Origin of the sequence: Verrucosispora sp. WMMD573, assembly GCF_027497175.1 — a bacterium.
In the GTDB taxonomy this organism is placed as follows: Bacteria; Actinomycetota; Actinomycetes; order Mycobacteriales; family Micromonosporaceae; genus Micromonospora.
The window spans coordinates 525,905-551,748 of record NZ_CP114901.1; the positions used below are offsets into that span (position 1 = coordinate 525,905).

Sequence of the window (25,844 nt, forward strand, 5' to 3'; positions counted from 1 at the left end):
AGATCTTGGACAGTTTCCGTTCTTCGCTAACGGAAACTGTCCAAGATCTCGCAGTCGCCTCGCGCGGGCTAGTGAAAGAAGTGGCGGGTGGCGGTGAGGTACATGGTGACGTCGGCCTGCTTGCAGGCGGCGATCACCTCCTCGTCACGGATCGAGCCGCCGGGCTGGACGATCGCCCGGATGCCCGCGTCGATGAGGATCTGCGGGCCGTCGGCGAACGGGAAGAACGCGTCCGAAGCGGCCACCGCGCCGCGCGCCCGGTCGGCACCGGCCCGGCTGACCGCCAGCCGGGCCGAGTCCACCCGGTTGACCTGCCCCATTCCGACGCCGACTGTCGCACCGTCAGCCGCCAGCAGGATGGCGTTGCTCTTCACCGCGCGTACCGCCCGCCAGGCGAAGGCCAGGTCGGCCAGGGTGGCCTCGTCGGCCGGCTCACCGGTGGCCAGCCGCCAGCTGGTCGGGTCGTCGCCCTCGGCGTCGATCGCGTCGCGCAACTGCACCAGCACGCCGCCGCTGACCTGCCGCCACTCGGTCGGACGCGGCTCGAAGGCGGGCGCGCGCAGCAGCCGGATGTTCTTCTTGGCCCGCAGCGTCTCCACCGCACCGGGTGCGTAGTCGGGCGCCACCACGACCTCGGTGAAGATCTCGGCGATCTGCCCGGCCAGTTCGACCGAGACCTGTCGGTTGACGGCGATGACCCCGCCGAAGGCGGAGACCGGGTCGCAGGCGTGCGCCTTGCGGTGTGCCTCCGCCACGTCCGCGCCGACCGCGATGCCGCAGGGGTTGGCGTGCTTGATGATGGCCACCGCGGGCTGGTCGGCGAAGTCGTTCGCGGCCCGCCAGGCGGCGTCCGCGTCGACGTAGTTGTTGTAGGACATCTCCTTGCCGTGCAGCTGCTCGGCCTGAGCCAACCCGACCGGGCCGGCCGGGTCTGCGTAGAGGGCGGCGCTCTGGTGCGGGTTCTCGCCGTAGCGCAGCACCGACTGCCGGCGCAACGCCAGACCGGCGAACTCAGGCATGCCGTCGGCGGCCGGGGCCACCGACGCGGCGAACCATTCGGCGACCGCCACGTCGTACTCGGCGATGTCGGCGAAGGCGCGGGCGGCCAGCGCCCGACGCTGCGCCAGGGTGAAACCGCCGCCGTCGAGCGCGGCCAGCAGCATCGGGTACGCGCCCGGGTCGGTGACCACGGCCACCGAGGCGTGGTTCTTGGCCGCCGCCCGAACCATCGCCGGGCCGCCGATGTCGATCTGCTCGACACACTCGTCCTGACCGGCGCCGGAGGCGACGGTGTCCTGGAACGGGTACAGGTTGGACACCAGCAGGTCGACCCCGGCGATGCCGTGCTCGTCGAGCTGGGCGGTGTGCGCGTCCTTGCGCAGATCGGCGAGGAGCCCACCGTGGATCGCCGGGTGCAGGGTCTTCACCCGCCCGTCGAGGATCTCCGGGAACCCGGTCACCTGCTCCACCGGCGTCACCGGCACCCCCGCCGCAGCGATCGTCGACGCGGTGCTGCCGGTGGAGACGATCTCCACACCGGCGGCGTGCAGCGCCTGGGCCAGGCCGGCCAGGCCGGTCTTGTCGTAGACGCTGACCAGTGCTCGCCGGATCGGGCGACGCCCGTCCTGGATGGAGTTCACGCCGACCATGACCTTTCTTCCAGTGATCGTCCAACCGTCCCGGACCAGCCGGCCCACCTGCTCGACGAGCTGGCTCCGTTCCGCTTCCTTGATGCGCTCGGTGAGCGTGTCGACGTCGTCGTCGTCGCGTACCGGCACCGCCACCTGCGCGACGATCGGGCCGGTGTCCATCCCGGCATCGACGAAGAAGAGGGTCGCCCCGGTCACCTTGACTCCGTAGGCGAGGGCGTCACGCGGGCCGTGGATGCCGGGAAACGCCGGCAACAGGGTGTTGTGCGTGTTCAGGTACCGGTCGCCGAAGGCGGCGAGAAAGTGGGGACCGACCAACTTCAGGAACCCGGCCGAGATGACCAGGTCGGGTCGGTGCTCGGCGACCCGCGCGGTGAGCGCGGCGTCCCACTGTTCGCGCTCCGGGTGGTCCTTGACCCGCTCGACGAAGGTGGGCACCCCCGCGGCGACGGCCCGGTCCAGGCCGGCGATCCCGTCACGGTCCGCACCGACCGCGACCACCCGCGCCCCGTACGCCGGGTCGGCGGTCGCGTCCAGCAGAGCCTGAAGGTTGCTTCCGGAGCCGGAGACAAGGACGACGATACGGGCGGACTGGGTCACCGGCACACCCTATCCGGCCAGCGACCGGTGCCCATCCGCTGGGCAGCGCGGCGTCGCGCGACCACCGAACTGGCCGGAACCGGGTACGCTGCCGGTCGCTTGGGACCGGCGCATGTCCGTTCCCGCACCCGTCAGCGAACAACCGTGAGGAGCACGTCGTCATGCAGCCCGAGTACCAGTCACAGCCACCGCAGTCGGTCGACAACAACATGACAATGTCGATCGTCGCGATCTTCCTCTTCTGGCCGCTGGCCATCCCGGCGATCATCAATGCCTCGAAGGTCAACCCGCTGCTTCAGCAGGGTGACTACGCGGGCGCACAGGCTGCGGCGGCCGAGTCGAAGAAGTGGTCCAAGTGGGCCCTGATCGTCGGTATCGCCTGGATCGCGATCGTCCTGGTGTGCTGCCTCGGCGGCGGCCTGCTGGGCTCGATGAGCGGCAGCAACGCCAGCGGTTACTGAGCACCGGATGCAGCCCGGTCAACCCGGTCAGGACCCGTACGGCCAGCAGCCGCCGTACGGGGACCCGACCACACCCCAGCCGGCCAACCCGTACGCGCCGCCCCCGGCCAACCCGTACGCGCCACCGCCGGCCAACCCGTACGCCCAGCCGACCGATCCGTACGGTCAGCAGCCACCGGCCGATCCGTACGGTCAGCAGCCACCGGTTCCGGGTCAGCCGGAGGCTCCGCCCGCGCCCTACGATCCGTACGCGCCGCCGGCCGGTCCTCCACCGGCCGCCGGGCAACCCCCAATGCACGGTCAGCCGGGCTACGGGCAGCCAACGTACGGTCACCCGGGCTACGGCCAGCCAACGTACGGTCAGCCAGGTTACGGGCAGCCCTACGCCGACCCCTACGCGCCGCAGCCCTACGGCGGCACGCCGATGTACCCGCACGCCGGTTTCACCGGCGCGCAGGGGCAGCAGAACACCCTCGGCCTGATCGCGATGATCCTCGGTATCGTGTCGATCCCGCTGAGCTGCTGCTACCTCGGCATCCCGCTGGGGTTGGCGGCACTCGTCACCGGCTGGCTGGGCAAGCAGAAGGCCGACCAGGGGCTGGCCGGCAACTCCGGACAGGCACTCGCCGGCCTGATCTGCGGCGCGGTGGGGCTGTTGCTGGGCCTGCTACAGATCGTGGCGTTGGCGCTTGACGTCGGCGGATCAATGTATCCCTGACCGGGCCCAACCACCGCCAGGGGCGTCCCGGAACACCCGGGACGCCCCTACCCAATCAGAATCGCCCACCCTCCCCAACTCCCCCACCCATCCATCGCACCCTCACCGCCTCCCCCGCAGGATGCACGGACAACATCGGGGATGTTGCCGCCTTGCGCACCCAGACAGGCCACAACATCGGGGATTCTGCAGTCACCCGGCACAAGGGAATGCGCCGAAGGCGCGGGGCAATGTGCCGAAGGCGCGGGGTGCGACGAGAGGTTCAGGTCGCGAGCCGGGCGAGCCAGCGGGTGGCGGCGGCACCGAGCAGCGCGCCGGCACCGGTGACCAGCAGCGCCGCGAGCGCCACCTGCCAACCGACCGGCCCGACCTCCGCCAGCCGGCCACCGCCCAGCGGCCCGCCGGACGCCTTAGCCGCCGCGCCCAGCAGCAGGCCGGCCACCGGTCCGGCGAGGGCCGCCGGCACGAGCAGCCGTCGCCACGACAGGGGTGTCCGTTCGGCGGCGGCCAGGCGCAGCATGCGGCGCGCGAGCAGCCAGCCGGTGGCCATACCCACGAGGATGGGCAGGGCGAGCACGGCGACCGCGCCGAGTCCGTCGGCCGGCCCGCTGGGCAGGCCGGCGAAGAGCGGCAGAGCCGGTAGCGCGCCGACCGACACCTCGCTGGTGCGTACCGCCGTGTCGGTGCCGACCGCGAAGCCGGGGCCGAGCAGGTAACTGGCCGACCACACGCTGACGTTGGGCGCGTACGCGAGGCTGACCAGGGTGATGCCGGCCTGGCCGGCGACACCGGTCTGATAGGCGCCGATCAGGTCGGCCGCGTCACCACCACCGGTCGCCACGGCCAGCCCAGCCACGGCAGCGCCCGCGCCGAGCAGCACCAGGGCGGCGACCAGGCCGGCGCGTACGCCTTCACGCAACGGTATCGGCGTCTGCGCGGCGAAGACCACCGCCACCCCGGTCGTACGGGCGGCACCGGCACCGGCGGCGAGGGTGCCGACGATCACCAGCGTCAGCCCGGCACGTACCGGCGACGCGCCCGGGCCACCGGCACCGACCAGGATGGCGGCGAGCGCTCCCAACAGCCCGTACGCGACACCGACCGCCGTCGCGGCAGCGAGCGTACGGCCCGGCGACCGGCCGCCGCGGGCACCGATCGCCCGGCTGGCGTGCACCCCGGCCCGGCTGAGCCGCCACACCGCCAGCGCGGTCACCGCGAGCGGCGCCAGGCCCAGCGGGCCGGTGGCCGTGGCCAGGGGCACTCCGTGGCCGAGGAGCCAGCCCGCCGCCCCCGCACGGGCGGCGTCGAGCAGGCTGCCGGCCCCCTCGCTGAGCTGGAACAGCCAGAGCGTCAGCGCCACCGGAAGCCAGGTGGTGACGGCCGCCCCGCTGGCGGCGACCAGCGCGGCGACCGCGAGCGGCGCGTGGTTGCGCCCCGAGGGTGCCGCCCGCGCAGCGGGCACCCGGCGCGGAGGACCGGCCCGGCCGGGTGGCCGGACGCCGGCACCGCGGGCGTCGGTGGCCCGGCGAGGCTGGTCAGGGGTGACGGACATCGGCTCTACTCTGGCATGCCGTGCCGGCCCTGGCTGCCCGACACCCGCTCGCAGCCAACGCTCGGTGCGCCGGAGGAGGCAGTTCGCCCGATCCGACGTGGACGGGCACCGGCTCATCTAGCCTCGGCTCAGGGGCCGTGACCGACGTCGCGGCAGCATGTCACCGGAAGGGGAGTCGTGAACGCTCCGTATCCACCGCCCCCGCCACCACCGACCGGCCGGGACCGCACGACTCTCTGGGGCGTGCTCGGCATCGTTACCGGGGTGCTCTGCTGCGGCATCCTCGGCATCGTCTTCGGCTGGCTGTCGATCCGCGACGCCCGCCGGTTCCGCCAGTCGCCGGTGCTGGGCTACGTGGCCATCGCGCTGGGCGTGCTGAACATCGTCGTCAGCCTGATCCTGCAGGCGACCGGCAACTACCCGTACTGGAACCGCTGAGGGGCCGACCTTCCGGTCGGCCCCTCGATGCGTGTTCCGCTCAGCCCGCGGACATGATCTCGCGCATCAGCTTGGCCGTCTCGGTCGGCGTCTTGCCGACCTTCACGCCGACCGCCTCCAGCGCTTCCTTCTTGGCGTCGGCGGTGCCCGCCGAGCCGGAGATGATCGCACCGGCGTGCCCCATGGTCTTGCCGGGCGGGGCGGTGAAACCGGCGATGTAGCCGACCACCGGCTTGCTGACGTTGGCCTTGATGAACTCGGCCGCCCGCTCCTCGGCGTCCCCGCCGATCTCACCGATCATGACGATGGCGTCGGTGTCCGGGTCGGCCTCGAAGGCGGCCAGCGCGTCGATGTGCGTCGTCCCGATGATCGGGTCGCCGCCGATGCCGACGCAGGTGGAGAAGCCGATGTCCCGCAGCTCGTACATCATCTGGTAGGTCAGCGTGCCGCTCTTGCTGACCAGGCCGATCCGGCCGGAGCCGGTGATGTCGGCCGGGATGATGCCGGCGTTCGAGGCGCCCGGCGAGGCGATGCCGGGGCAGTTCGGGCCGATGATCCTGGTCCGCTCCCCCTTGGCCACGTTGTACGCCCAGAAGGCGGCGGTGTCGTGCACCGGCACCCCCTCGGTGATCACCACGGCCAGCGGGATCTCGGCGTCGATCGCCTCGATGACCGCGGCCTTGGTGAACTGCGGCGGTACGAAGATGACCGTGACATCCGCGCCGGTGTCCTTCATCGCGTCGGCGACGCCGGCGAAGACCGGCAGTTCGGTGCCGTCGAAGTCGACTGTGGTACCGGCCTTGCGCGGGTTGACGCCGCCCACCACGTTGGTACCGGCGGCGAGCATCCGGCGGGTGTGCTTGGAGCCCTCGGAACCGGTCATCCCCTGGACGATGACCTTCGAGTCCTTGGTCAGCCAGATAGCCATGTGTCAGACCCCCGCAGCCGCCAGCTCGGCGGCCCGCTCGGCCGCGCCGTCCATGGTGTCAACCCGCTCGATCAGCGGGTTGTTCGCGCCGTCGAGGATCGCCCGACCGGCCTCGGCGTTGTTGCCGTCGAGGCGGACGACGAGCGGCTTGGTGACCTGCTCGCCCCGCTGCTCCAGCAGGCCCAACGCCTGCACGATACCGTTGGCGACCGCGTCGCAGGCGGTGATGCCGCCGAAGACGTTTACGAAGACGCTCTTGACCGACGGGTCGGAGAGCACGATCTCCAGACCGTTGGCCATGACCGCGGCGCTCGCGCCGCCGCCGATGTCGAGGAAGTTGGCCGGCTTGACGTTGCCGTGCCGCTCTCCGGCGTAGGCGACCACGTCGAGGGTCGACATGACCAGGCCCGCGCCGTTGCCGATGATGCCGACCTCGCCGTCGAGCTTGACGTAGTTGAGGTCCTTCTCCTTGGCCGCCTGCTCCAGGGGGTCCACCGCCGCCTGGTCGACAAGTGCCTCGTGGTCGGGGTGCCGGAAGCCGGCGTTCTCGTCCAGCGTCACCTTGGCGTCCAGCAGCAGCAGCTTGCCCTCGGCGGTCTTGGCCAGCGGGTTCACCTCGACCAGGGTGGCGTCCTCGGCGACGAACGCCCGCCACAGGCCGACCGCGGCCTCGACGACCTGGTCGGCGACCTCGGCCGGGAAGCCGGCCGCGTCGACGATCTCCCGCGCCTTCGCCTCGTCCACGCCCTTGACGGCGTCGATCGGTGCCTTGACGACCTTCTCCGGGGTCTCGGCGGCGACCTGCTCGATGTCCATGCCGCCGGCGACGCTGGCGATGCAGAGGAACGTGCGGTTCGCCCGATCGAGCAGGTACGAGAAGTAGTACTCCTCGGCCACGTCCGCGGTCACAGTGATCATGACCTTGTGGACGGTGTGGCCCTTGATGTCCATGCCGAGGATGTCGGTGGCGCGGGCCACCGTCTCCTCCGCGCCCTCGGCCAGCTTGACGCCGCCCGCCTTGCCTCGGCCGCCGACCTTCACCTGCGCCTTGACGACCACCCGGCCGCCGAGGCGTTCGGCGATCGCGCGGGCCTCCTCCGGGGTCGTGGCGACGCCGCCGGCGAGCACGGGAAGCCCGTGCCGCTCGAACAGGTCCCGCCCCTGGTACTCGTACAGGTCCACGATTGCGCGTCCCGTCCCGTCTCTGCGGCGCACCGTCGCGCCGCCACCAGCGTATGGAAAGAAAACAGTGTGATGCCCGACATCAGTTGAAGTTGACGCGGGCCGTCGAACCCTCGCCACCGCGACCACGCGCCGCAGCCGACCTGACGGTCCGGCTCGCAGAGGGAGGTGGGAAAGGTTTCATTGGGCGCAGCCTAGCGATGCCGGCACCGCCGGCAACCGAGCGGGTGCGCGGTGTGCGGTAATGCACAGCCCGGGCCGACGCCGGGTCCACCGGCACGCGCGACGTCACCCGTTCGAGCGATCTTGTCAGGGCGGTGACGGTTCTCGGCGGTCCCGCGTAACCCCGCAGGAAGGGCGTCGTTGAGTCAGGTGTCGGAGCGCTGGAAAGCGCGAAGACGGAAACGGCCGATGCCCTGTCGGTCGAGGGGTGGCGGCGGGGCATCGTGCATAGAGGGGCCGGACGTGTGAGGGGTGCGTCCGGCCCCTCCCCCTGTGCTCAGGCCACCGGCTGGGCGACGTTGTCCCGGACCCATTCCACGATGGATGCGGTGGTGGCGCCCGGGGTGAAGATCTTGGCCACGCCGAGCCGCGCCAACTCCGGAAGGTCGGCCTCCGGGATGATGCCTCCGCCGAAGACGACGATGTCCCGGGCCTCCCGCTCGTCGAGCAGTTCGAGGACCCGGCGGAACAGCGTCATGTGCGCCCCGGAGAGCACCGAGAGACCGACCGCGTCGGCGTCCTCCTGGATCGCGGTCTCCACGATCTGCTCCGGGGTCTGGTGCAGGCCGGTGTAGATGACCTCCATGCCGGCGTCACGCAGTGCGCGCGCCACCACCTTGGCGCCACGGTCGTGGCCGTCCAGGCCCGGCTTGGCGACGACGACCCGAACACGAGAGCTCATCTGGGCATCCCTTTCACCGGCTCCGCGGCATTCACCTGAACGAACGGTAACCCGCCCGACCGGGGTCGGGGAACCGGGGCCGGCCGGGCGAGCGGTGAACGGCATTCGACCTCCGGACTCGCCGCGACCTCCGGCCGCCTCACCCAGGCGCCATCGGCACCTCACGCACAGGCATGACCGGCGCGCGACGCGTCAAGCGGGACGACTCCGCCGTTCGGTCACGGTGTGCGACGAACGGAGGATAACGAGGACACCCCACTACGCTCCCGAGCCAGGACAATCTCGGACGGAAACGGACAGAAGGTTGCAAGCAATTCGGCGCTCCGGCTTGTGACAGGACTGACGGTTGGCTACCGTGTCCACGGTTGTCATCAGGTCTACGGACGGGTGACGACGCGACCAGCCGACGCACGGTCACCAGATCCGGACGACGGCTGATCCGCATCGGAACCCCGACAACGGAGGGTATGCGTGCGCCAGCGCCTGTCGTCTGAGCCCGATCGATATCGCGGCCGCCGCCGCGTACCCACCCCTCCGCGTAGCCGCTACGCCGCGGTCGTCACCACCGCCTTCGTCGGTGCCGGTGTGGTGGCGCTGGGCGCCAGCGCGATGCCGGACGCCAAGAGCGTCAGCCCGTCGGTACTCGACGAGCTGAAGCAGGCGTCGATCAGCAACCAGGGCACGGCCGAGCGGGCCGACGCCGCCGAGCGGGCCTCCCGGGACAGCCGCAGCGGCCCGGAGAGCGCCGAGGACACCGGCGTCTGGCTGCTCCCCCTACAGGGCTACGACTTCAACTCTCCCTACGGCATACGGTGGGGCAAGCTGCACACCGGCGTCGATCTCGTCGCGCCGGAGGGAACTCCGTACGTCGCCATCCACGAGGGCACCGTCACCAAGGCCGGCTGGTTCGGCGGCTACGGGCACGCGGTGATCGTGCAGCACGCCGACGGCAGCGAGGCCATCTACGGCCACTCCTCCGCGCTGAACGTCCGCGAGGGGCAGCAGGTCAAGGCCGGTGACCAGCTTGGCCTGGTCGGCAACACCGGCCACTCCTACGGCTCCCACCTGCACCTGGAGATCCATGTCAAGGGCGAGCCGCTCGACCCGGTGCCGTGGCTTCAGGAGCGCGGAGTGGACATCAAGCTACAAGTCGAGGCAATCTACAGCGAGGTAGCCGCGTCCTGACCGGCCGTAACGCCTGTTGACCGCCCGGATCTGTCGATCCGGGCGGTTTTTTTTGGCGCCCTGCGCCGGCAAGTGTCCCAGCTCACCTGCGCAAATGTGACCGGCGGCACATTGGCCGACCCGATCGGCATCGGGCAGTCGAGAACAGCCCGGCACGAAGGCGGACAGCGGCACCGGCCATCGCCCGCGCCACCCACACCCCCGGTACCCGGCACCGCCCGGACCGACACCAGGATTTCGAGGTCACGTACCACTCGAAACCAATGAGGTCCGTACCGTGCAGGACGACAGCCGCACCCCGCCCCGCGAGATCCCCCACGCCCCGGCCCGCCACCGGCGGCGCCTGAGTCGGCACTCCCGTCTGCTGGCTGTCGGTGTGGTCGCCCTGGCGGCGCTCGGCGTCGGCGGTGTCGTCCTGACCGACCGCGACGAGCGGCCGACCACCAGCCCGGTCGCACTGGACGCCCAGACCCGGGCCGAAGCGGCCGAGCGGGCCGACCGGTCGGCCCGCGAACCCGCCGCCTCGGGCAGCCCGTCAGCGAGCCCGTCGCCGAGCGCCAGCCCCACCACGCAGCCCAGCCCGAAGCCGAAGCCGAAGGCCAGCCGGACGGCGACCGCCAAGGCGAAGCCGAAGGAGAGTACGAAGCCGAAGTCCTCCTGGGTCCTGCCGATGGCCGGAGGTGCCATCACCTCCTGCTACGGGCCCCGGTGGGGCACCCTGCACGCCGGCATCGACTTCGCCATGCCGGCCGGCACCCCCGTGCGCGCCGCCTTCGGTGGCACCGTGACGAAGGCCGGCGATGTCGGCGACGGGTACGGCATCTCCGTGGTCATCGACCACGGCAACGGCTACCTCACCCACTACGCCCACCTGAGCACCGCCAGGGTGAGCCTGGGTGCGAAGGTCAGCACCGGGCAGACGATCGGCCTGGAGGGCTCCACGGGCGACTCCACCGGGCCGCACCTGCACTTCGAGGTGCACCAGGGGCAGATGTGGAGCCAGATCGACCCGGCGCCGTTCCTGCGCGCCCGCGGCCTCGACGTGGCCTGCTGACCCAAGCCGGCTGCGCGGGTCAGATCTTCTCGATCGGAGCGTGTCGGAGCACCAGCCACAGCGTCTGGTCACCGAAGTCGATCTGCGCCCGGGCACCCGGGCCGTGCCCCTCCACCGCCACCACCCGGCCGAGACCGTACCGCTGGTGGTTCACCCGGTCCCCGGCGGCGACCTTCGGCCCCTGGGGCAGCTCGCTCGCGGTGGCCAGCCGGCTGCCGTCCACCCCGAGCTTGCGGGCCAGTTGTACCGCCCGGGGCGTGCCGCCGGCAAACCCACCGCGACCACCGGCGGCCCGCTCCGCGCGACCGCCCACGCCGCCACCACCGCCACCCCACGAGGTGTACGAGCCCTCGGTCCGCTCCCAGCGGACCAGTTCTGGCGGCAGTTCCTCGACGAACCGGGACGGCGGGTTGTAGGACGGCTGGCCCCACGCCGAGCGGGTCACCGCCCGGGAGAGGTAGAGCCGCTGCCGAGCGCGGGTGATGCCGACGTACGCCAGCCGACGCTCCTCCTCCAGCTCCCGGGTGTCGCCCAGCGAGCGCAGGTGCGGGAAGACGCCGTCCTCCAGGCCGGTCAGGAACACCACCGGGAACTCCAGGCCCTTGGCGGTGTGCAGTGTCATCAGGGTGACCACACCCTGATGCTCGGGGTCGTCGGTGGGCACCTGGTCGGCGTCGGCGACCAGCGCGACCTGCTCCAGGAAACCGGCCAGGGTGGCCCGCTCCCCCTCCGCGCCGGTCGCCTCGACCCGCTCGGTGTACTCGCGGGCGACGCTGACCAGCTCCTGGAGGTTGTCGACCCGGCCCGCGTCCTGTGGGTCGAGGCTCTCCTCCAGCTCGGTCAGGTAACCCGAGCGGGTCAGCACCGCTTCCAGCACCTCCTCCGGGGTGCCGTCGACGGCCAGCTCGCGGGCGGAGTCGAGCAGCGCCACGAAGTCGGCGATGCCGTTGGCCGCCCGGGTCGAGATGCCGGGTGCGTCACCGGACCGACGCAACGCGGCACCGAAGGAGATCCGGTCCCGGCTGGCCAGCGCCTCCACGCAGGCCTCGGCTCGGTCGCCGATGCCCCGGCGCGGGGTGTTCAGGATCCGCCGCAGGCTGACCGTGTCGTCGTCGTTGACCACCGAACGCAGGTAGGCCAGGGCGTCCCGGACCTCCTTGCGCTCGTAGAAGCGCACCCCCCCAACCACCTTGTACGGCAGCCCGAGGCGGATGAACACCTCCTCGAAGACCCGGGACTGGGCGTTGGTGCGGTAGAAGACCGCCACGTCACCCGGACGCGTGTCCCCGTCGTCGACCAACCTGTCGATCTCCCGGGCCACCCAGTCCGCCTCGGCGTGCTCGGTGTCGGCGACGTACGCGACGATCGGTTCGCCCTGGCCGGCGTCGCTCCACAATCGCTTCGGCTTGCGGGAGGTGTTGCGGTCGATCACCGCGTTCGCGGCGTTCAGGATGGTCTGCGTGGAACGGTAGTTCTGCTCCAGCAGGATGGTGCGGGCGTTGCTGAAGTCGCGCTCGAACTCCAGGATGTTGCGGATCGTCGCGCCCCGGAAGGCGTAGATGGACTGGTCCGCGTCGCCGACCACGCACAGCTCCGCCGGGTCGAGACCCTCGGTGCCGGAGACCAACTCCTTGATCAGGACGTACTGCGCGTGGTTGGTGTCCTGGTACTCGTCGACGAGCACGTGCCGGAAACGACGGCGGTAGCTCTCCGCGACGTGCGGATGCGACTGGAGCAGGTGCACCGTCGTCATGATCAGATCATCGAAGTCCAGCGCGTGGGCCTCACGGAGCCGCCGCTGATAGAGGGCGTACGCCTCGGCCAGGGCGCGTTCGTTAGGCCCGCTGGCCCGCGCGGCGAACGTCTCCGGATCGACCAGCTCGTTCTTGAGGTTCGAGACCTGGGCGGCCAGGCCCCGCGCCGGATACCGCTTCGGATCCAGGTCGAGTTCCCGGGCGACGAGCTGCATCAGCCGGCGGGAGTCGTCGGCGTCGTAGATCGAGAACGTGGACTTCAAGCCGGCCTGCTCGTGCTCGGCACGCAGGATCCGGACACAAGCGGAGTGGAACGTGGAGACCCACATCAGCCGGGCCCGTGGGCCGACCAGGGCGGTGACCCGGTCCTTCATCTCGCCGGCGGCCTTGTTGGTGAAGGTGATCGCGATGATCTCGCCGGGGTGCACATCCCGAGCGGCGAGCAGGTAGGCGATCCGGTGGGTCAGCACGCGGGTCTTGCCGGACCCGGCGCCGGCCACGATCAGCAGCGGCGAGCCCGCGTGGGTGACCGCGTCCCGCTGCGGGCCGTTGAGCCCCTCCACCAGCTGGGTCGGGTCGAGGCGGCCGGGCGCGGGCCGATGGGGCGGCAACGCCCGGGCAGGCTCGGGCTCGGGCGGGGACGCGGGGATGTCGAAGAGAGGATGCATCGCAGGGCGAGTCTATGCCGCCGGCCGGACATCACCCGCCGACGGCACCGCCCGGTGGCGTGACCCGGCCGCACCGGCGGGATGGGTTCTTCCCGACAGGTGAGCGGATGACAGCCTTCTCCAGCCTTTCCTTGCGCGCCGGCCCTGTCCGGCGGCATACTCGGCAGCGTGTTCGACAAGCGCTTCTACTTTTACTACGGCTCCGGGAGTCCGGCAGCCGTAGGTCGCGCCTGATCGATCAGACCTACGAAAAGCCCCGGGCTCTCGGAGCCCGGGGCTTTTCGCGTCCCGGAATCCGGGCAACGGGCACCACACCGCGAGGGGTACCTGAAGATGACAGACGTGATGGAGCAGAACGGCGGCGCGACCGGGTCCGGCACGATCCCGAACGGCACCGGTCCCACCGGGCCCGAGGGCGACACCCCGGCCACCGGCACCGCCGAGCCGGATGCCGCCAACCGGATCGCCGAGATCCGGGTACGCATCGACGAGATCGACCGAGCGCTCATCGAGTTGTGGCAGGAGCGTGCCGCGCTCTCCCGGGAGGTCGGTGCGACCCGGATGGCCTCGGGCGGCACCCGGCTCGTCCTCTCCCGCGAGCAGGAGATCCTGGAGCGGTTCCGGTCGGCCCTGGGCGCGGACGGCACCCAACTCGCCCTGCTGCTGCTCCGCGCCGGCCGCGGCCCCCTCTGACCCACCCGCCAACCAAGCTCAAACCGCCCTTGACCAAGAATCATGCGTCGGAATTGCGCTGTTCCAGGCGAAGACTTTCTGATCGACCCGAGGGCCGGGCCAGCGGGCGGTGAGCCGTCGAGGTGGGTGGGATGTGGACCGGGGCGCCGGCTGCTGGTGACGGCCGACGCCCCGAATCACTGAGGAGGCACTACCTTCACCGCTGCTTCCGGTACGGATGGACGGAGGCGGCGGCGTCTGTGGGGCTACTCCGACGCGTGCACCACGTCGCGTACCTCGGCGAAGTGGCAGGCGCTCGGGTGGCCCGAACTGTCGCGGACCTCCAGCAGCGGCGCCTGCTCGGCGCAGATGTCCTGAGCCTTCCAGCACCGGGTACGGAACCGGCAGCCCGAGGGCGGGTTGGCCGGCGACGGCACGTCACCGGTCAGCACGATCTGATCCCGATGCCCGCGCAACTTCGGATCCGGCACCGGCACCGCCGACAGCAGCGCCTGCGTGTACGGGTGGGTCGGGTTGTCGTAGATCTCGTCCTCGGTGCCGATCTCGATGATCTTGCCGAGGTACATGACCGCGACCCGGTCGGCGATGTGCCGGACCACAGACAGGTCGTGGGCGATGAAGATGTACGACAGCCCGAGTTCCTTCTGGAGCTTCTCCAGCAGGTTGATCACCTGGGCCTGGATGGAGACGTCCAGCGCGGAGACCGGCTCGTCGCACAGGATGATCTCCGGGTTGAGCGCCAGCGCCCGGGCGATGCCGATGCGCTGCCGCTGACCGCCGGAGAACTGGTGCGGGTACCGGGTGATGTGGTCCGGGTTGAGACCGACCAGATCGAGCAGCTCCTGCACCCTGGCCCGCCGCTTGGCCTTCGGCAGCACGTCCGGGTGCACCTCGAAGGGCTCGCCGATGATGTCGCCGACGGTCATCCGCGGGTTGAGCGAGGTGTACGGGTCCTGCATCACCAGCTGGATGTTGCGCCGGCCCCGACGTCGCTCCTCGGCGCCGACATTGGACATGTTCTTGCCCTGCACGAACAGGTCGCCGGAGGTCGGCGTCTCCAGCCCGACCAGCAGCCGGGCCAACGTCGACTTGCCGCAGCCGGACTCGCCCACGATGCCCAGCGTCTCGCCGCGCCGCAGTTGCAGGTTGACCCCGTCGACCGCCTGCACCGCCCCGTACTGCTTCTTGAAGACGATGCCCCGGGTCAGCGGGAAGTGCTTGACCAGGTCGCGGGTTTCCAGTACCACGTCACTCATCGCCCTTGACCTCCTTCCAGAAGTGGCAGGCGGCCGTCCGGCTCGGCGACACCTGGTACAGCGGTGGCGCCGGGTCCTTCCGGCAGACCTCCTGCGCGTACCCGCACCGGGGGTTGAAGGCGCAGCCCGGCGGGATGTTGGTCAGCATCGGCGGCAGGCCCTTGATGGCACTGAGCTCGTGACCCTTGAGGTCCAGACGCGGGATCGACTCCAGCAGACCCTTTGTGTACGGGTGGGCGGGGCTGGCGTAGATGTCGTTCACGCCGGCTTCCTCGATGACCCGGCCGGCGTACATCACCGAGATCCGGTCCGCCACGTCGGCCACCACCCCCATGTCGTGGGTGATCAGCACGAGGCCCATGTTCCGTTCCCGCTGCAACTCGGCGAGCAGCGCCATGATCTGCGCCTGCACGGTCACGTCCAGCGCGGTGGTCGGCTCGTCGGCGATCAGCACCTCGGGGTCGAGCGCCAGCGCCATGGCGATCATGACGCGCTGCCGCATACCACCCGAGAACTGGTGCGGGTAGTCGTTCACCCGCTGCTTCGCCGCCGGGATCTTCACCAGGTCCAGCAGCTCGACGGCACGGGCCTTGGCGTCCTGCCGGGACATGCCCCGATGCTTGCGGAACAGCTCGGCCAGTTGGAAACCGACGGTGAAGACCGGGTTCAACGCGGAGAGCGCGTCCTGGAAGATCATCGCGATCCGGTTGGCACGCACCTTGCGGCGCTCCGACTCCGGCAGCTTGAGCAGGTCGACTCCCCGGTAGAGGATCTCACCGCCGGTGATGAAGCCGGGTGGGGTGTCCAGGATGCCCATGATCGCCTGAGCGGTCACGCTCTTGCCGCAGCCGGACTCGCCGAGGATCGCCCGGGTCTCGCCGGCCCGCAGGTCGAAGCTCACGCCGTTCACGGCGCGCGCGATGCCGTTGCGGGTACGGAACTCCACGTGCAGGTCCTTGACCTGCAGCGGCAGCGCGTCCGGGTCGACACCCGCCAGCGCCTCCATCTTGACGTTCACATCAGTGCTCATGCCGGCACTCCGCTTCGCTCCGTGCCCTCATGAGGCACCGTCGCCCTGTGCTGATGATTCGCTCGCAGAAGCTCGCTCATGCCGGCACTCCGCTTCGCTCCGTGCCCTCATGAGGCACCGTCGCCCTGTGCTGATGATTCGCTCGCTGAGACTCGCTCATCGGACTCACCGGAACTTCGGGTCGAGGGCGTCACGCAGCGCGTCACCCATGAGGATGAAGGACAGCACCGTGCCGACCAGCAGACCACAGGGGAACAGCAGCAGCCACGGGTCGTCCAGGAAGTAGACCTGGTGAGTGCTGATCATGATGCCCCAGGACTGCGCTGGCTGCTGGAGCCCCACACCGAGGAAGGTCAGCGTGGCCTCGGCGGCGACGAACGAGCCCAGCACGATGGTGGCGTACACCAGCATCGGGGCGATCGCGTTCGGCAGGATGTGCCGGAACATCAACCGGGAGTTGCGGGCGCCGACCGCCTTCGCGGCGTGCACGTAGTCCAGGTCCTTCGACGAGATGACGCTGCCCCGGATGATCCGGGCGATGGTCGGCCAGGCCAGCAGGAACAGCACCGCGGTGATGGTCCAGATGTTCTGCCGCTTGATCACGGTGAGGAACACGATCGCGCCGAGCAGGAAGGGCAGCGAGAAGAAGATGTCCATCACCCGGGAGATGACCGCGTCGACCCAGCCGCCGTAGTAGCCGGCGAGCAGGCCGAGCACGCCACCGAAGAGCACGATGCCGCTGGTCGCCATCACCGCGATCACCATGGACGGGCGGGCGCCGTAGATCGCGTGCGAGTAGTAGTCGCAGCCCAGCACGTCAAAGCCGAAAGGGTGTTCCCAGCTCGGCGAGACCCGGGACCTGTCGGTGCTGCACGCCCGCGGGTCCTGGCTGGTCCAGAGCTTCGGGAACAGCGCCATCGAGCCGACCGCGAGAACGTAGACGAAGGCGATCACGAAGACCGGGTCGCGCAGCAGCTGCCGCCGGGCGTCCGCCCACAGGCTCGCGTTGCGCTCCTTGCCGCCCGGCGCATCGGGCGTAGGGCCGTCACCGGCCACCGGCGCACCGCCGACGGCGGAGCCCGCGCTCGTCAGGTCACTCATGTCCACACCTCGTTTCGCTGCACCCGGCCATCAGGAACGGTCGGAAGACCTACGTCCGCCACCGTGATTCGGTCACTCATAGCGAATCCTCGGGTCGAGCACGGCATAGAGCAGGTCGACCAGCAGGTTGGCCAGCAGGACGACCAGCACCAGCATGGTCACCACCCCGACCACCACCGAGGACTCACCGGTGCGCGCCGACATCGTCACCAGCCGGCCGATGCCCGGCACGTTGAAGATGGTCTCGGTGACGACCGCGCCGGCCATCGCGGCGCCGATGTCGACGCCGAGGAAGGTGATCACGGGGATCAGCGAGTTGCGGAGCGTGTGCACGCCGATGACGCGCTTGTTGGTCAGCCCCTTGGCCTTGGCGGTACGGACGTAGTCAGCACGGATGTTCTCCATGATGCTGGTCCGGGTGAGCCGGGCGGTGGTAGCAAGCGAGACCGCGCCGAGCACCATGCCGGGAATGATCAGGCTTGCGAACGGATAGTCGGGCTTGAAGCCGGGGCTGAACATGCCGGACGAGATCACGTCCGGGATCCAGTCCTGGCCCCGCAGCACGTTGCCGAACTTGACCCCGACGAACTCCCGGACCACCAGGCCCAGCACGAAGATCGGCACCGAGATGACAAAGACCGTGCTGATCTTCACCAGGTAGTCGGTGAAGCTGCCGCCGCGCAGACCGGCCAGCACACCCGCCGCGATGCCGACGACCGCCTCGAACACGATCGCGATGACCAGCAGCTTGAGGGTGAACGGAATGGCATCGGCGACCAGGTCGGTGACCTCCCGCTGGCGCAGGTTGATGCCGAAGTCGAAGTGAAAGAAGATGTTCTGCAGGCGGTCCAGGAAGAGCCCGAAACAGGGATTGCCCCGCTGGTCCAGGCAGGGGTCACCGTAGCCGAGCCGCTCGGTGATCGCCTGAAGCAGCGCGGGCGGCGGCGTCCGGTCCCCGAACAGCGCCCGGACCGGGTTCCCGCTGAACTGGATCGCCAGCGAGGTCATGTAGTGCAGTAGGAACATGGTGCCCAGCACGGTGGGGATGAACTGGAGCAACCGTCGAATGACGTAGCGCCCCATGACGGGGTCTCCTCTCGGCGCTGACGTGGCGGCAACGATCACCCTGGTGGGGTCACCGTTGCCGCCACGTCGTATTACGGCAGGATCAGGAGTCTGAAGCTCAGTTCTGCTTCAGCGAAATCGCACCGTAGTCGGCATCCGAGACGGCGTTCCAGACGAACTGGTCGACGTTCTCGCTGTAGACCGCGCCAACCTTGTTGAACCACATCGGGATGACCGGCAGGTCCTCGCCGAGGATGTCCTCCGCCTTCTGGTAGGACGGGATCGCGGCCTGGATCGATTCGGCCGAGTCACCCTCCTTCATCAGAGCGTCGAACTCCGGGTTGCTGTAGCCCGAGTTGTTGCTGCCGGCACCGGTGCCGTACAGCGGGTAGAGGAAGGTCTCCATGAACGGGTAGTCCGGACCCCAACCGAGGCGGAACCCACCGGTGAACTTCTTCTGGTCCGCGGTCTCGAGGTACTCGGCGAACTGCAGGTTGACCTTGAGCTCGTAGTCGATACCCAGGGCCTCCTTGATCTGGTCACCGACCGCCTGCAGCCACAGGTCGTGGCCGGCACCGGCGTTGGCCCACAGGATCAGCTTCTCACCGGCCGGCCAGCCGCCGGCCTCGGCGAGCAGCTGCTTGGCCTTCTCGACGTCCTTGGTGCAGTACTTGCAGACGCCCTCGCGAGCACCCTCGAAGGTCGGGGCCACGTAGCCGCTGGCCGGGGTGAACCGGCCGTCGAAGACCGCGTCGATGATCGACTGCCGGTCGATCGACAGCGACAGCGCCTGGCGGATCCGCTTGTCCTTGAAGGCGTCCTGGTACAGCGGCATGCCGACGTAGGTGAAGCTGTCACCCGGCTGCTCGTACATCCGGTCGCCGTACTGCGCCTGGGCCTCCTTGTAGCGGGCCGGGGGCAGGGTGTAGAGCACGTCCAGCTCGCCCGCCTGGAAGGCGGCGTAACCGGCGTCGATGTCGGCGAAGATCCGGTACTCGATGCGGTCCGGCTTGCCGGGCTCGCCCTTCCAGCTCTCGCTACGGACCAGGTTGATGGCGACGTTGTGCTGCCAGCTGCCGTCAATCTTGTAGGGGCCGTTACCGATCGGCGTCTCGTTGCACTTCGCGATGTCGTCGACGCAGGCCTGGGCCATCGGGAAGAAGCCCGGGTAACCGATCGTGGTCGGGAAACCGGAGAACGGCGCCTCCAGCTCGACGGTGAAGGTCAGGTCGTCGACCTTCTTGAGACCCGACATGGTCTCGGCGGCCGGCTCCGGAGCCTTCTTCGGGCCCTCGCCGTCCGGGTCGGCCGGCGCCACGTCCGCCTTACCGGCGATCCGCTTCATGAAGTAGCCGTTGTTCTGGGCGTTCGGCCCGTAAGCGGCGTAGTTCCACGACCGGAGGAACGCGTCGGCGTTGACCGGCTCACCGTTGTCGAAGGTGTAGCCGCTCTTGAGCTTGATCGTCCAGAGCTTCTGGTCGGTCGACTCGACCGACTCGGCCAGGTCCATCTCGACCGCCGAGGTCTCGGCGTTGTACTTGACCAGACCGCGGTACAGCTGACGGATCACATACAACGACGGCTCGTCGTCGCCGCCGGACGGGGTCAGGAACGCCGGCTCGGCGTTGTACACCCGCAGCGTGCCGCCGGACTCGCCGGCCGGCTCGTTGTCATCGCCACCGCTGCTACAGGCGGTAGCCAACATGGCGGTGGCGGTCGCCGCGACCGCCACCTTCAGGAATTTCCCGCGCATGGGAGTGCCTCCTCAGGGCGCTCGGCTCACGAGGGGGTTGTGAGGTGCCTGCAACTGTGACACCCGATGCGCCCAGGCGGGAAGGCGTGTTATCAACCCGATACCCGCCCGGGACGGGGCCGACATCCACCCGCGGGCGCCTCTCCGACGCGTCGGAGGCATGGTATGAGCTGCTCGTCAACCACATTTCCGCGCTCGGCCGACCGCCGGATGACGCGGACCCGACGACTCCGCGAATCTGCCGGAAGATCGACGTGAATCCCGCCACTCCTTCGGCAATCCTATCCGAAAGTATGAGTCTGATTCCAGACCAGCGGATGATCGTTCTGGTCGGGTAGAGGGCTCCTGTCCCCGAAGCGGTCCGACCCCGGATCCGCGTACTGCGCGGGATCCGGGGTCGGACGAGGTGTTGCGGCGTGATGATCAGGCCGTGAAGTGGATCCTGCGGCGACGCAGCACCAGGACGGTGACCGCGCCCGCGACCAGGAGCACCAGACCCGCAGCGACCGCGGTGACGATCGGCGCACCGGTCAGCGGCAGACCACCGTCGTTCGAGGCCGGCGAGGTGGACGGGGCGGGGCTCGCCGGCGACTCCTCGGGAGCGCTCGGCGACGGGGACTCATCCGGAGTCGACGGGGTCGGCTCCGGCGTCGTCGGCTGAGGGCTGCTCGGCTGGGGCGACGGCGCCGCCGTGAAGGTGGCCTTCGCCTCGGCGGTCACCGTGGCGCCGGTGCTGCCGCCCAGGATCAGCTTCTGTGCCGCCTTGGGCCCGGTGTAGAGGAACACCCGGCCGAACGAGACCGAGTCGGCGGCGGACGCGGTCACGCTGACGTCGCCGGCTTCCTCGGTCGTCAGCCAGAACTGGCCGCCGTTGTCGGTCGTGGTCACCGACACGCCCTCGGCGTCGACCGCCGACCCGCCGCTGACCGCCAGCGTGATCTCACCCGCCGGACCCTTCACGGTGAACGGACCGGCCTTCTCCCCGACCTTCGCGGTGGCGGTGGTCGGATCGATGCTCAGCTCGGCCTTGGGCTCGGGCTGGTCGGTGGCGTTCGCGATCAGGTAGTCGTGAACCTTCTTGATCACGTCGTACCGCTGCTTGTTGATCAGGCCACGCCCGGCGGCCCAGTCGCCGAGCTCGATGCCGTCGCTGAAGTGCCACACGGCGGTCTGGGTGCCGAAGTACAGCAGGTTGCGGCGTACCTTCGCGTCCGTCCCGGCGGGCACGGTGGCGCCGGCGGCGGTCAGCAGCGCGGCGGGGTCGGCGTTCGGGTACCCGTGAGTCAGCACCCACTGAACCTTGGCGAGGTTCTTCACCTGGGACTCGTCCCAGGTGCCCTCCTGGTACTTGCCATCGATCGCGACGTTCGTGTGGTAGTCGATGCAGAAGGCTGGAAGCCGCTTGCCATCGATCTTGATGGCCAGCGCCGAGGTCCGCTTGACCTTGCCGTCGAGCAGCAGCTTGACGGTGCTGTCCGGCACCGACTTCGCCACGCCGGTGGCCGGGTCCTCGGCAGCGGCAGGTGCGGCGGCACCGAGCGCCAGCGCGCCGCCGGCGACGGCGGCGAGCGCGATCCGCGCCCAGCGCCGTCCTCGTTGTCCGATCATGAGTTTCGTGCACCTCTCGGGCAGGGAGTGACCCGCGTACGCGCGGGCGGCCGGAGTCGCCGTTCCCGCGGGATGAGCGGCATCCGCACGCGGGAAAGGCGAGGGGCATTATTGACCGCGACTTGATCACATGTCACGCCCTGCGGCCTGATTGGCCGCTTATGCCGAGAAGGTCGGTTATACCAAGCGCCGGTCCGCCGCCCACCGGGACAACTCGTACCGGTTGGACATCTGGAGTTTGCGCAGCACGTTGGAGACGTGGGTCTCGACGGTCTTGATCGAGATGTACAGCTCCCGGGCGATCTCCTTGTACGCGTACCCCCGGGCGAGCAGCCGCAGCACCTCGCGTTCCCGGTTGGTCAACTGGTCCAGTTCCGGATCGGCGACCGGAGCGTCCGGCCGGGCCGCGAAGGCATCCAGCACGAAGCCGGCCAGGCGCGGGCTGAACACCGCGTCGCCGTCGGCCACCCGCCGGATCGCCGCGGCCAACTCGTCCGGCGAGATGGTCTTGGTGACGTAACCACGCGCACCCGCCCGGATCAGCCCGATCACATCCTCGGCCGCATCGGAGACACTGAGCGCCAGGAATCGGACCTCGGGATGGCTGCGCCGCATCGCCTCCAGCACCGCCCGGCCACCACCGTCGGGCATGTGCACGTCGAGCAGGACCACGTCCGGGCCGGTGGCTGCGATCCGGCTGACCGCCTCGGCCACCGTGCTCGCCTCGCCCACCACCTCGACGTGCGCGCCGAGTTCGGCGCGTACCCCGGCTCGGAACATGGCGTGGTCGTCGACCAGGAACACCCGCAGCCGTCCGGGCCTGGTGCTCTCCGGTTCGACCGGCGGTGTCGACTGCTCGGCCATCATTTGTCCCTCTCCGCAGTGGCCGACTCCCGGGAGATCGGCAGGATCAACCGGACCTCGGTCCCCTCTCCAGGCCGGGAGCGGATCTCCGCCCGGCCACCGTGCCGTTTCATCCGCCCGACGATCGAGCCCCGGACACCGTGCCGATGGTCCTCCACCGTATCCGGGTCGAACCCGACACCCCGATCCCGTACGAAGACACTCACCTGCTCGGGCTCGACCTCGGCGTACAGCGAGACGGTCTGTACCCCGGCGTGCCGGGCGGCGTTCACCAGCGCCTCGCGTGCCGCGGCCACCAGCGCGCCGACCCGCTCGTCGGTTTCCCGGTCGCCCACCACTACCGCCTCCACCGTCATCGCGAAGGTGTCCTCCACCTCGGCCGCGGCCTGTTCCAGCGCGGCGGCGAGGCGTTCGGTGGGTGACGCGGTGGGCTTGTAGAGCCAGTTACGCAGTGAGCGCTCCTGGCCCCGGGCGAGCCGCTGCACCGTCTTGACATCGCTGGCGTTGCGCTGGATCAACGCGAGGGTGTGCAACACCTGGTCGTGCACCATCGCCGCCAGTTCGGCCCGCTCCTGCTCCCGGATGCGCCCCTCGCGCTCCGAGCGGAGCTGGTTCCAGGTACGCCAGAGCACCGGCGCGGCCACCACCCCCACACCCGCCAGCCCGACCAACGCGAAGATCACTCCGTTGACCACGGCGTCGAGGTTCTGCGCCGGGGAGTAGACCGCGGCCACACCGATGATGCCGACCGCGACCAGCACCCCGCCCCCGACGAAGCGCAGCACGAAAGCTCGCCTGTCGCTCTCCTCTATCACCGCGCCGAGCCAGGGCACCGGCATCGACTCGCCCCACTGCCGTCGCCGCTCGGGCGCGGACTGGTGCCAGATCACGCCGGCGCCGACCGCGATGATGGCGACCAACCAGCCCGCCGTGCCGGCCGCGCCGACCGAGTCGAAGACCATCACCTGGATCAGCAGCACGCCGAGCCCGATGGCCACGAAGGGCAGCAACTGGCCGACATCGCGGCGCGCCGGTACGGCGTTGTCACCGGGTCGCAGCGGCACGACCGCCCAGAAGGCGGCATAGAGCAGCAGACCCAACCCGCTCAGCCCGAGCAGCACCATGAAGGCGATCCGGACCCGGACCACCGGAACTCCGAGATGCTCGGCGATGCCCGCAGCCACCCCGGCGGCCATCCGATGCTCCGGGGCGCGGTAGAGGCGGGGTGGTTGGCTGCTGCTGCTGATCACGGGCTCCCTGGTCAGGACGGTCGGGCCGGACGAGAGGCGAGGATTTCCGGCGCCGCTCCGATCGTCACACGCGGCGTGGCCGCCCGACCACGGGGACGCCCCCGACATTCGGGCGGGCCGGATCTCAGGGTGGGGTCAGGGTCGCCTCCGGAGGCCGCTCGGGCATCGGGCGCAGCAGGATCGAGGCATGACCGACGACGCTGCCCAGCCGCACCGGCCGGGGCCGACCGAACCGGAGCCGACGCCTCCGGCGGCCACCGGGCCGGCCGTACCCGAGTCCCCCGGTGCCGAGGCGGACGCCCCGGCCGCACCGGCCGGCGGGCGGGCGCCCACCGGTGGAGCGGCGTGGAACGACACACCGCCACCCGTCGCCGCCGCGCCACCACCCACCGGCGGAACGGCATGGGAGACCGCGCCACCGTCCGCCGGGCCGGGGGGGCCGGGCGGGCCGGGCCGACCCGGTGGACCGGGGTGGTGGGGCGGTCCGCCGCCGGGAGGTGGCCCGGGCGGTCCCTTCGGCGGCGCCGGTTTCACCTCACGGTACGGGCTGGTCCGGCCACGCGAGGGCCGCTACCTGGCGGGCGTCTGTGCTGCCGTCGGCCGAGCCACCAACACCGACCCCGTGCTCTGGCGGGTGCTGCTGGCGGTCCTGGGCTTCTTCGGCGGCGTCGGCATCCTGGTCTACGTCGCCGCTTGGCTGATCATCCCGGGCGAGGGCGACAGCGCCTCGCCCATCGAATCCATGCTGGGCCGTGGGCGGTCCAGCATGTCCCCGGTCACCGTGATCGTCCTCAGCGTGTTGGTCGCGGTGGGCTTCGGCTTCGTCGTCACCGACGCCTTCCGCGCGGTCCTGCTCGGCGCGGCCATCCTGGTCGGCGGTGCGCTGCTGCTGAACCGTCAGCAGCGCGAAGCCCGACCCGCGTCGGCCGTACCGCCGGACGCCGGTGTCGGCGCGAGTCCACCCCCGCCATCCGGTCCGGTGCCGCCGGTCAGTTATCCCGGGCCGGCCGCCTACCCGGAATTCGGCCGGACCACGACCGTCACGCCGCCCGCCTTCCACCCGCCCGCCCCGACGTCGGGCATTCCCTTCGGGCCGGGCGGGCCTGAGGAGCCAACCATGCAGTTGCCGACGACGTCGGCATGGCCGACGAGCGCTGCCGCGTCGGGTCCACCGGCCACCGCACCGACCTACCGTCCCCCGTTCGCCCCGCACGGCCCTTACGCCGGGCCGCCGAAGGTGGCTCCGCCGCCACCGCCCAAGTCGAAGCCGCCCCGCAAGCCCCGGGAACGATCCGCCCTGGGCGCGGTGACCTTCTCGTTGATCTTTCTCGCGTTGGGGCTGGTCGGCGTGCTCGACCTGCTGGACGTCTTCGGGATCGGCGCGTCGGCCTACTTCGCCGCGGCACTCGCGGTGATCGGCCTCGGCCTGCTCGTGGGTACCTGGTTCGGGCGGGCCCGCTGGCTGATCGCGCTCGGGCTGGTGACCGCCGCCGCCCTGGCCGTGGTCACTGTCGTCGAGTCCTACGACCGGGTCCGCGGGGTGGACGGCGCGGTCACCTGGGCGCCGACGAATCACCGCGACCTCGCCAACCGGTACGAACAGAGCTTCGGCGACGCGGTGCTGGACCTGCGGGCGATCGACTTCGACCAGCAGGAGACGGAGATAACGGTCGCCATCAACTTCGGCGAGGCCACCGTGGTGCTGCCGCCGAACGTGGACGTCACGGCGGTGACCCAGGTGACCGCCGGGGACGCCGACGTCCTCGGCCAGCGGACGCAGGGCATGGACAACCGGTCCACCGACATCGTCGATCTGGGCCCGGACGGGGCCGGAGGCGGCAGGCTGCGCCTCAACCTGCACGTCAACGCCGGACACATGGAGGTGACCCGGTGAGGACCCACCGCACCGACCTGGTGTCGTTCGCCTTCGGGCTGCTCTTTCTCGCCCTCGCCGCCTGGTGGCTGCTCGCCCAGGTGCTCGGTCTGGTACTGCCACCGGCCGGCTGGTTCCTGGCCGGCGGACTGATCCTGGTCGGCGGGCTCGGCCTGATCGGCGCCCTGCGCTCCAGCCGATACAACGCTCGGCCCGCACCGGCCGACACCCCTGACCACACCGGCCGGGACGACACTG

Annotated in this window: 21 protein-coding genes and 2 pseudogenes; 8 read left to right on the forward strand and 15 right to left on the reverse strand. The window is 70.3% G+C overall.

Annotated features, from left to right (window positions below; all coding sequences use genetic code 11):
• Positions 1-68: 68 nt before the first annotated feature.
• Positions 69-1,640: a bifunctional phosphoribosylaminoimidazolecarboxamide formyltransferase/IMP cyclohydrolase gene (purH, locus tag O7601_RS02435; protein ID WP_281566767.1), complete on the reverse strand. Its 1,572-nt coding sequence runs from the start codon at positions 1,638-1,640 to the stop codon at positions 69-71.
• A 9-nt stretch (positions 1,641-1,649) separates the two neighbouring features.
• A pseudogene (purN, locus tag O7601_RS02440) lies at positions 1,650-2,255 on the reverse strand (phosphoribosylglycinamide formyltransferase); the annotation flags it as partial.
• Between the two features lie 155 nt (positions 2,256-2,410).
• On the opposite strand from purN, the gene O7601_RS02445 reads away from it, so the two are divergent.
• Both O7601_RS02445 and O7601_RS02450 read left to right on the forward strand, forming a co-directional pair.
• Entirely contained in the window at positions 2,411-2,710 is a 300-nt protein-coding gene (locus tag O7601_RS02445) for a CD225/dispanin family protein (protein WP_281564675.1), read from the forward strand.
• Positions 2,711-2,717: 7 nt separating this feature from the next.
• Positions 2,718-3,428, forward strand: coding sequence for a DUF4190 domain-containing protein (locus O7601_RS02450; protein WP_281564676.1), 711 nt, complete (start codon positions 2,718-2,720; stop codon positions 3,426-3,428).
• Positions 3,429-3,690: 262 nt separating this feature from the next.
• On the opposite strand, the gene O7601_RS02455 is transcribed toward O7601_RS02450, so the two are convergent.
• Positions 3,691-4,980, reverse strand: coding sequence for a DUF6350 family protein (locus tag O7601_RS02455; RefSeq protein WP_281564677.1), 1,290 nt, complete (start codon positions 4,978-4,980; stop codon positions 3,691-3,693).
• Between the two features lie 177 nt (positions 4,981-5,157).
• Here O7601_RS02455 and O7601_RS02460 point away from each other — a divergent pair, with 177 nt between their 5' ends.
• On the forward strand, positions 5,158-5,418 hold the full coding sequence (locus tag O7601_RS02460) for a DUF4190 domain-containing protein (RefSeq protein WP_281564678.1): 261 nt from the start codon (positions 5,158-5,160) through the stop codon (positions 5,416-5,418).
• A 40-nt stretch (positions 5,419-5,458) separates the two neighbouring features.
• Here O7601_RS02460 and sucD read toward each other — a convergent pair whose 3' ends face one another.
• The 3 genes from sucD to O7601_RS02475 all read right to left on the reverse strand — a co-directional run bounded on the left by sucD (position 5,459) and on the right by O7601_RS02475 (position 8,432).
• Positions 5,459-6,346: a succinate--CoA ligase subunit alpha gene (sucD, locus tag O7601_RS02465; protein ID WP_281564679.1), complete on the reverse strand. Its 888-nt coding sequence runs from the start codon at positions 6,344-6,346 to the stop codon at positions 5,459-5,461.
• Positions 6,347-6,349: 3 nt separating this feature from the next.
• Positions 6,350-7,528, reverse strand: a complete 1,179-nt coding sequence (gene sucC / locus O7601_RS02470; RefSeq protein ID WP_281564680.1) for an ADP-forming succinate--CoA ligase subunit beta — start codon at positions 7,526-7,528, stop codon at positions 6,350-6,352.
• A gap of 499 nt (positions 7,529-8,027) precedes the next feature.
• Complete coding sequence (locus O7601_RS02475) at positions 8,028-8,432, reverse strand: cobalamin B12-binding domain-containing protein (protein WP_281564681.1); 405 nt, start codon at positions 8,430-8,432, stop codon at positions 8,028-8,030.
• Positions 8,433-8,903: 471 nt separating this feature from the next.
• Here O7601_RS02475 and O7601_RS02480 point away from each other — a divergent pair, with 471 nt between their 5' ends.
• Positions 8,904-9,617 (forward strand): M23 family metallopeptidase, encoded by a 714-nt coding sequence (locus O7601_RS02480; protein ID WP_281564682.1) that lies wholly within the window; start codon positions 8,904-8,906, stop codon positions 9,615-9,617.
• A gap of 277 nt (positions 9,618-9,894) precedes the next feature.
• The gene (locus O7601_RS02485) at positions 9,895-10,671 is read left to right on the forward strand and encodes a peptidoglycan DD-metalloendopeptidase family protein (protein ID WP_281564683.1); all 777 of its coding nucleotides are present in this window, start codon (positions 9,895-9,897) and stop codon (positions 10,669-10,671) included.
• Between the two features lie 19 nt (positions 10,672-10,690).
• Here the strand turns inward: O7601_RS02485 and pcrA are convergent, their stop codons facing one another.
• The gene (gene pcrA / locus O7601_RS02490) at positions 10,691-13,093 is read right to left on the reverse strand and encodes a DNA helicase PcrA (RefSeq protein ID WP_281564684.1); all 2,403 of its coding nucleotides are present in this window, start codon (positions 13,091-13,093) and stop codon (positions 10,691-10,693) included.
• A 333-nt stretch (positions 13,094-13,426) separates the two neighbouring features.
• On the opposite strand from pcrA, the gene O7601_RS02495 reads away from it, so the two are divergent.
• Positions 13,427-13,786: a chorismate mutase gene (locus tag O7601_RS02495; RefSeq protein WP_281564685.1), complete on the forward strand. Its 360-nt coding sequence runs from the start codon at positions 13,427-13,429 to the stop codon at positions 13,784-13,786.
• Between the two features lie 245 nt (positions 13,787-14,031).
• Here O7601_RS02495 and O7601_RS02500 read toward each other — a convergent pair whose 3' ends face one another.
• The 8 genes from O7601_RS02500 to O7601_RS02535 form a co-directional block, all read right to left on the reverse strand.
• The gene (locus O7601_RS02500; RefSeq protein ID WP_281564686.1) at positions 14,032-15,042 is read right to left on the reverse strand and encodes a dipeptide ABC transporter ATP-binding protein; all 1,011 of its coding nucleotides are present in this window, start codon (positions 15,040-15,042) and stop codon (positions 14,032-14,034) included.
• On the reverse strand, positions 15,035-16,072 hold the full coding sequence (locus O7601_RS02505; RefSeq protein WP_281564687.1) for an ABC transporter ATP-binding protein: 1,038 nt from the start codon (positions 16,070-16,072) through the stop codon (positions 15,035-15,037). Before O7601_RS02505 ends, O7601_RS02500 begins: the two co-directional genes overlap by 8 nt.
• 165 nt (positions 16,073-16,237) lie before the next feature.
• Positions 16,238-17,173 carry an ABC transporter permease gene (locus O7601_RS02510; protein WP_281564688.1) on the reverse strand — a complete coding sequence of 312 codons (936 nt, stop codon included), beginning with the start codon at positions 17,171-17,173 and terminating at the stop codon, positions 16,238-16,240.
• A 72-nt stretch (positions 17,174-17,245) separates the two neighbouring features.
• A complete protein-coding gene (locus O7601_RS02515) occupies positions 17,246-18,256 on the reverse strand; it encodes an ABC transporter permease (protein ID WP_281564689.1) in 1,011 nt (336 codons plus the stop codon).
• A 100-nt stretch (positions 18,257-18,356) separates the two neighbouring features.
• Positions 18,357-19,991: an ABC transporter substrate-binding protein gene (locus O7601_RS02520; RefSeq protein WP_281564690.1), complete on the reverse strand. Its 1,635-nt coding sequence runs from the start codon at positions 19,989-19,991 to the stop codon at positions 18,357-18,359.
• A 423-nt stretch (positions 19,992-20,414) separates the two neighbouring features.
• A complete protein-coding gene (locus tag O7601_RS02525; protein ID WP_281564691.1) occupies positions 20,415-21,599 on the reverse strand; it encodes a thioester domain-containing protein in 1,185 nt (394 codons plus the stop codon).
• A gap of 177 nt (positions 21,600-21,776) precedes the next feature.
• On the reverse strand, positions 21,777-22,463 hold the full coding sequence (locus tag O7601_RS02530; RefSeq protein WP_281566768.1) for a response regulator transcription factor: 687 nt from the start codon (positions 22,461-22,463) through the stop codon (positions 21,777-21,779).
• Complete coding sequence (locus O7601_RS02535) at positions 22,463-23,728, reverse strand: ATP-binding protein (RefSeq protein WP_281566769.1); 1,266 nt, start codon at positions 23,726-23,728, stop codon at positions 22,463-22,465. Before O7601_RS02535 ends, O7601_RS02530 begins: the two co-directional genes overlap by 1 nt.
• A 172-nt stretch (positions 23,729-23,900) precedes the next feature.
• Between O7601_RS02535 and O7601_RS02540 the strand changes: the two genes are divergently transcribed.
• Positions 23,901-25,607, forward strand: coding sequence for a PspC domain-containing protein (locus O7601_RS02540; protein ID WP_281564692.1), 1,707 nt, complete (start codon positions 23,901-23,903; stop codon positions 25,605-25,607).
• Positions 25,604-25,813 (forward strand): annotated as a pseudogene (locus O7601_RS29445) (hypothetical protein); the annotation flags it as partial. The gene O7601_RS02540 and the pseudogene O7601_RS29445, both read left to right, overlap by 4 nt.
• Positions 25,814-25,844 lie beyond the last annotated feature (31 nt).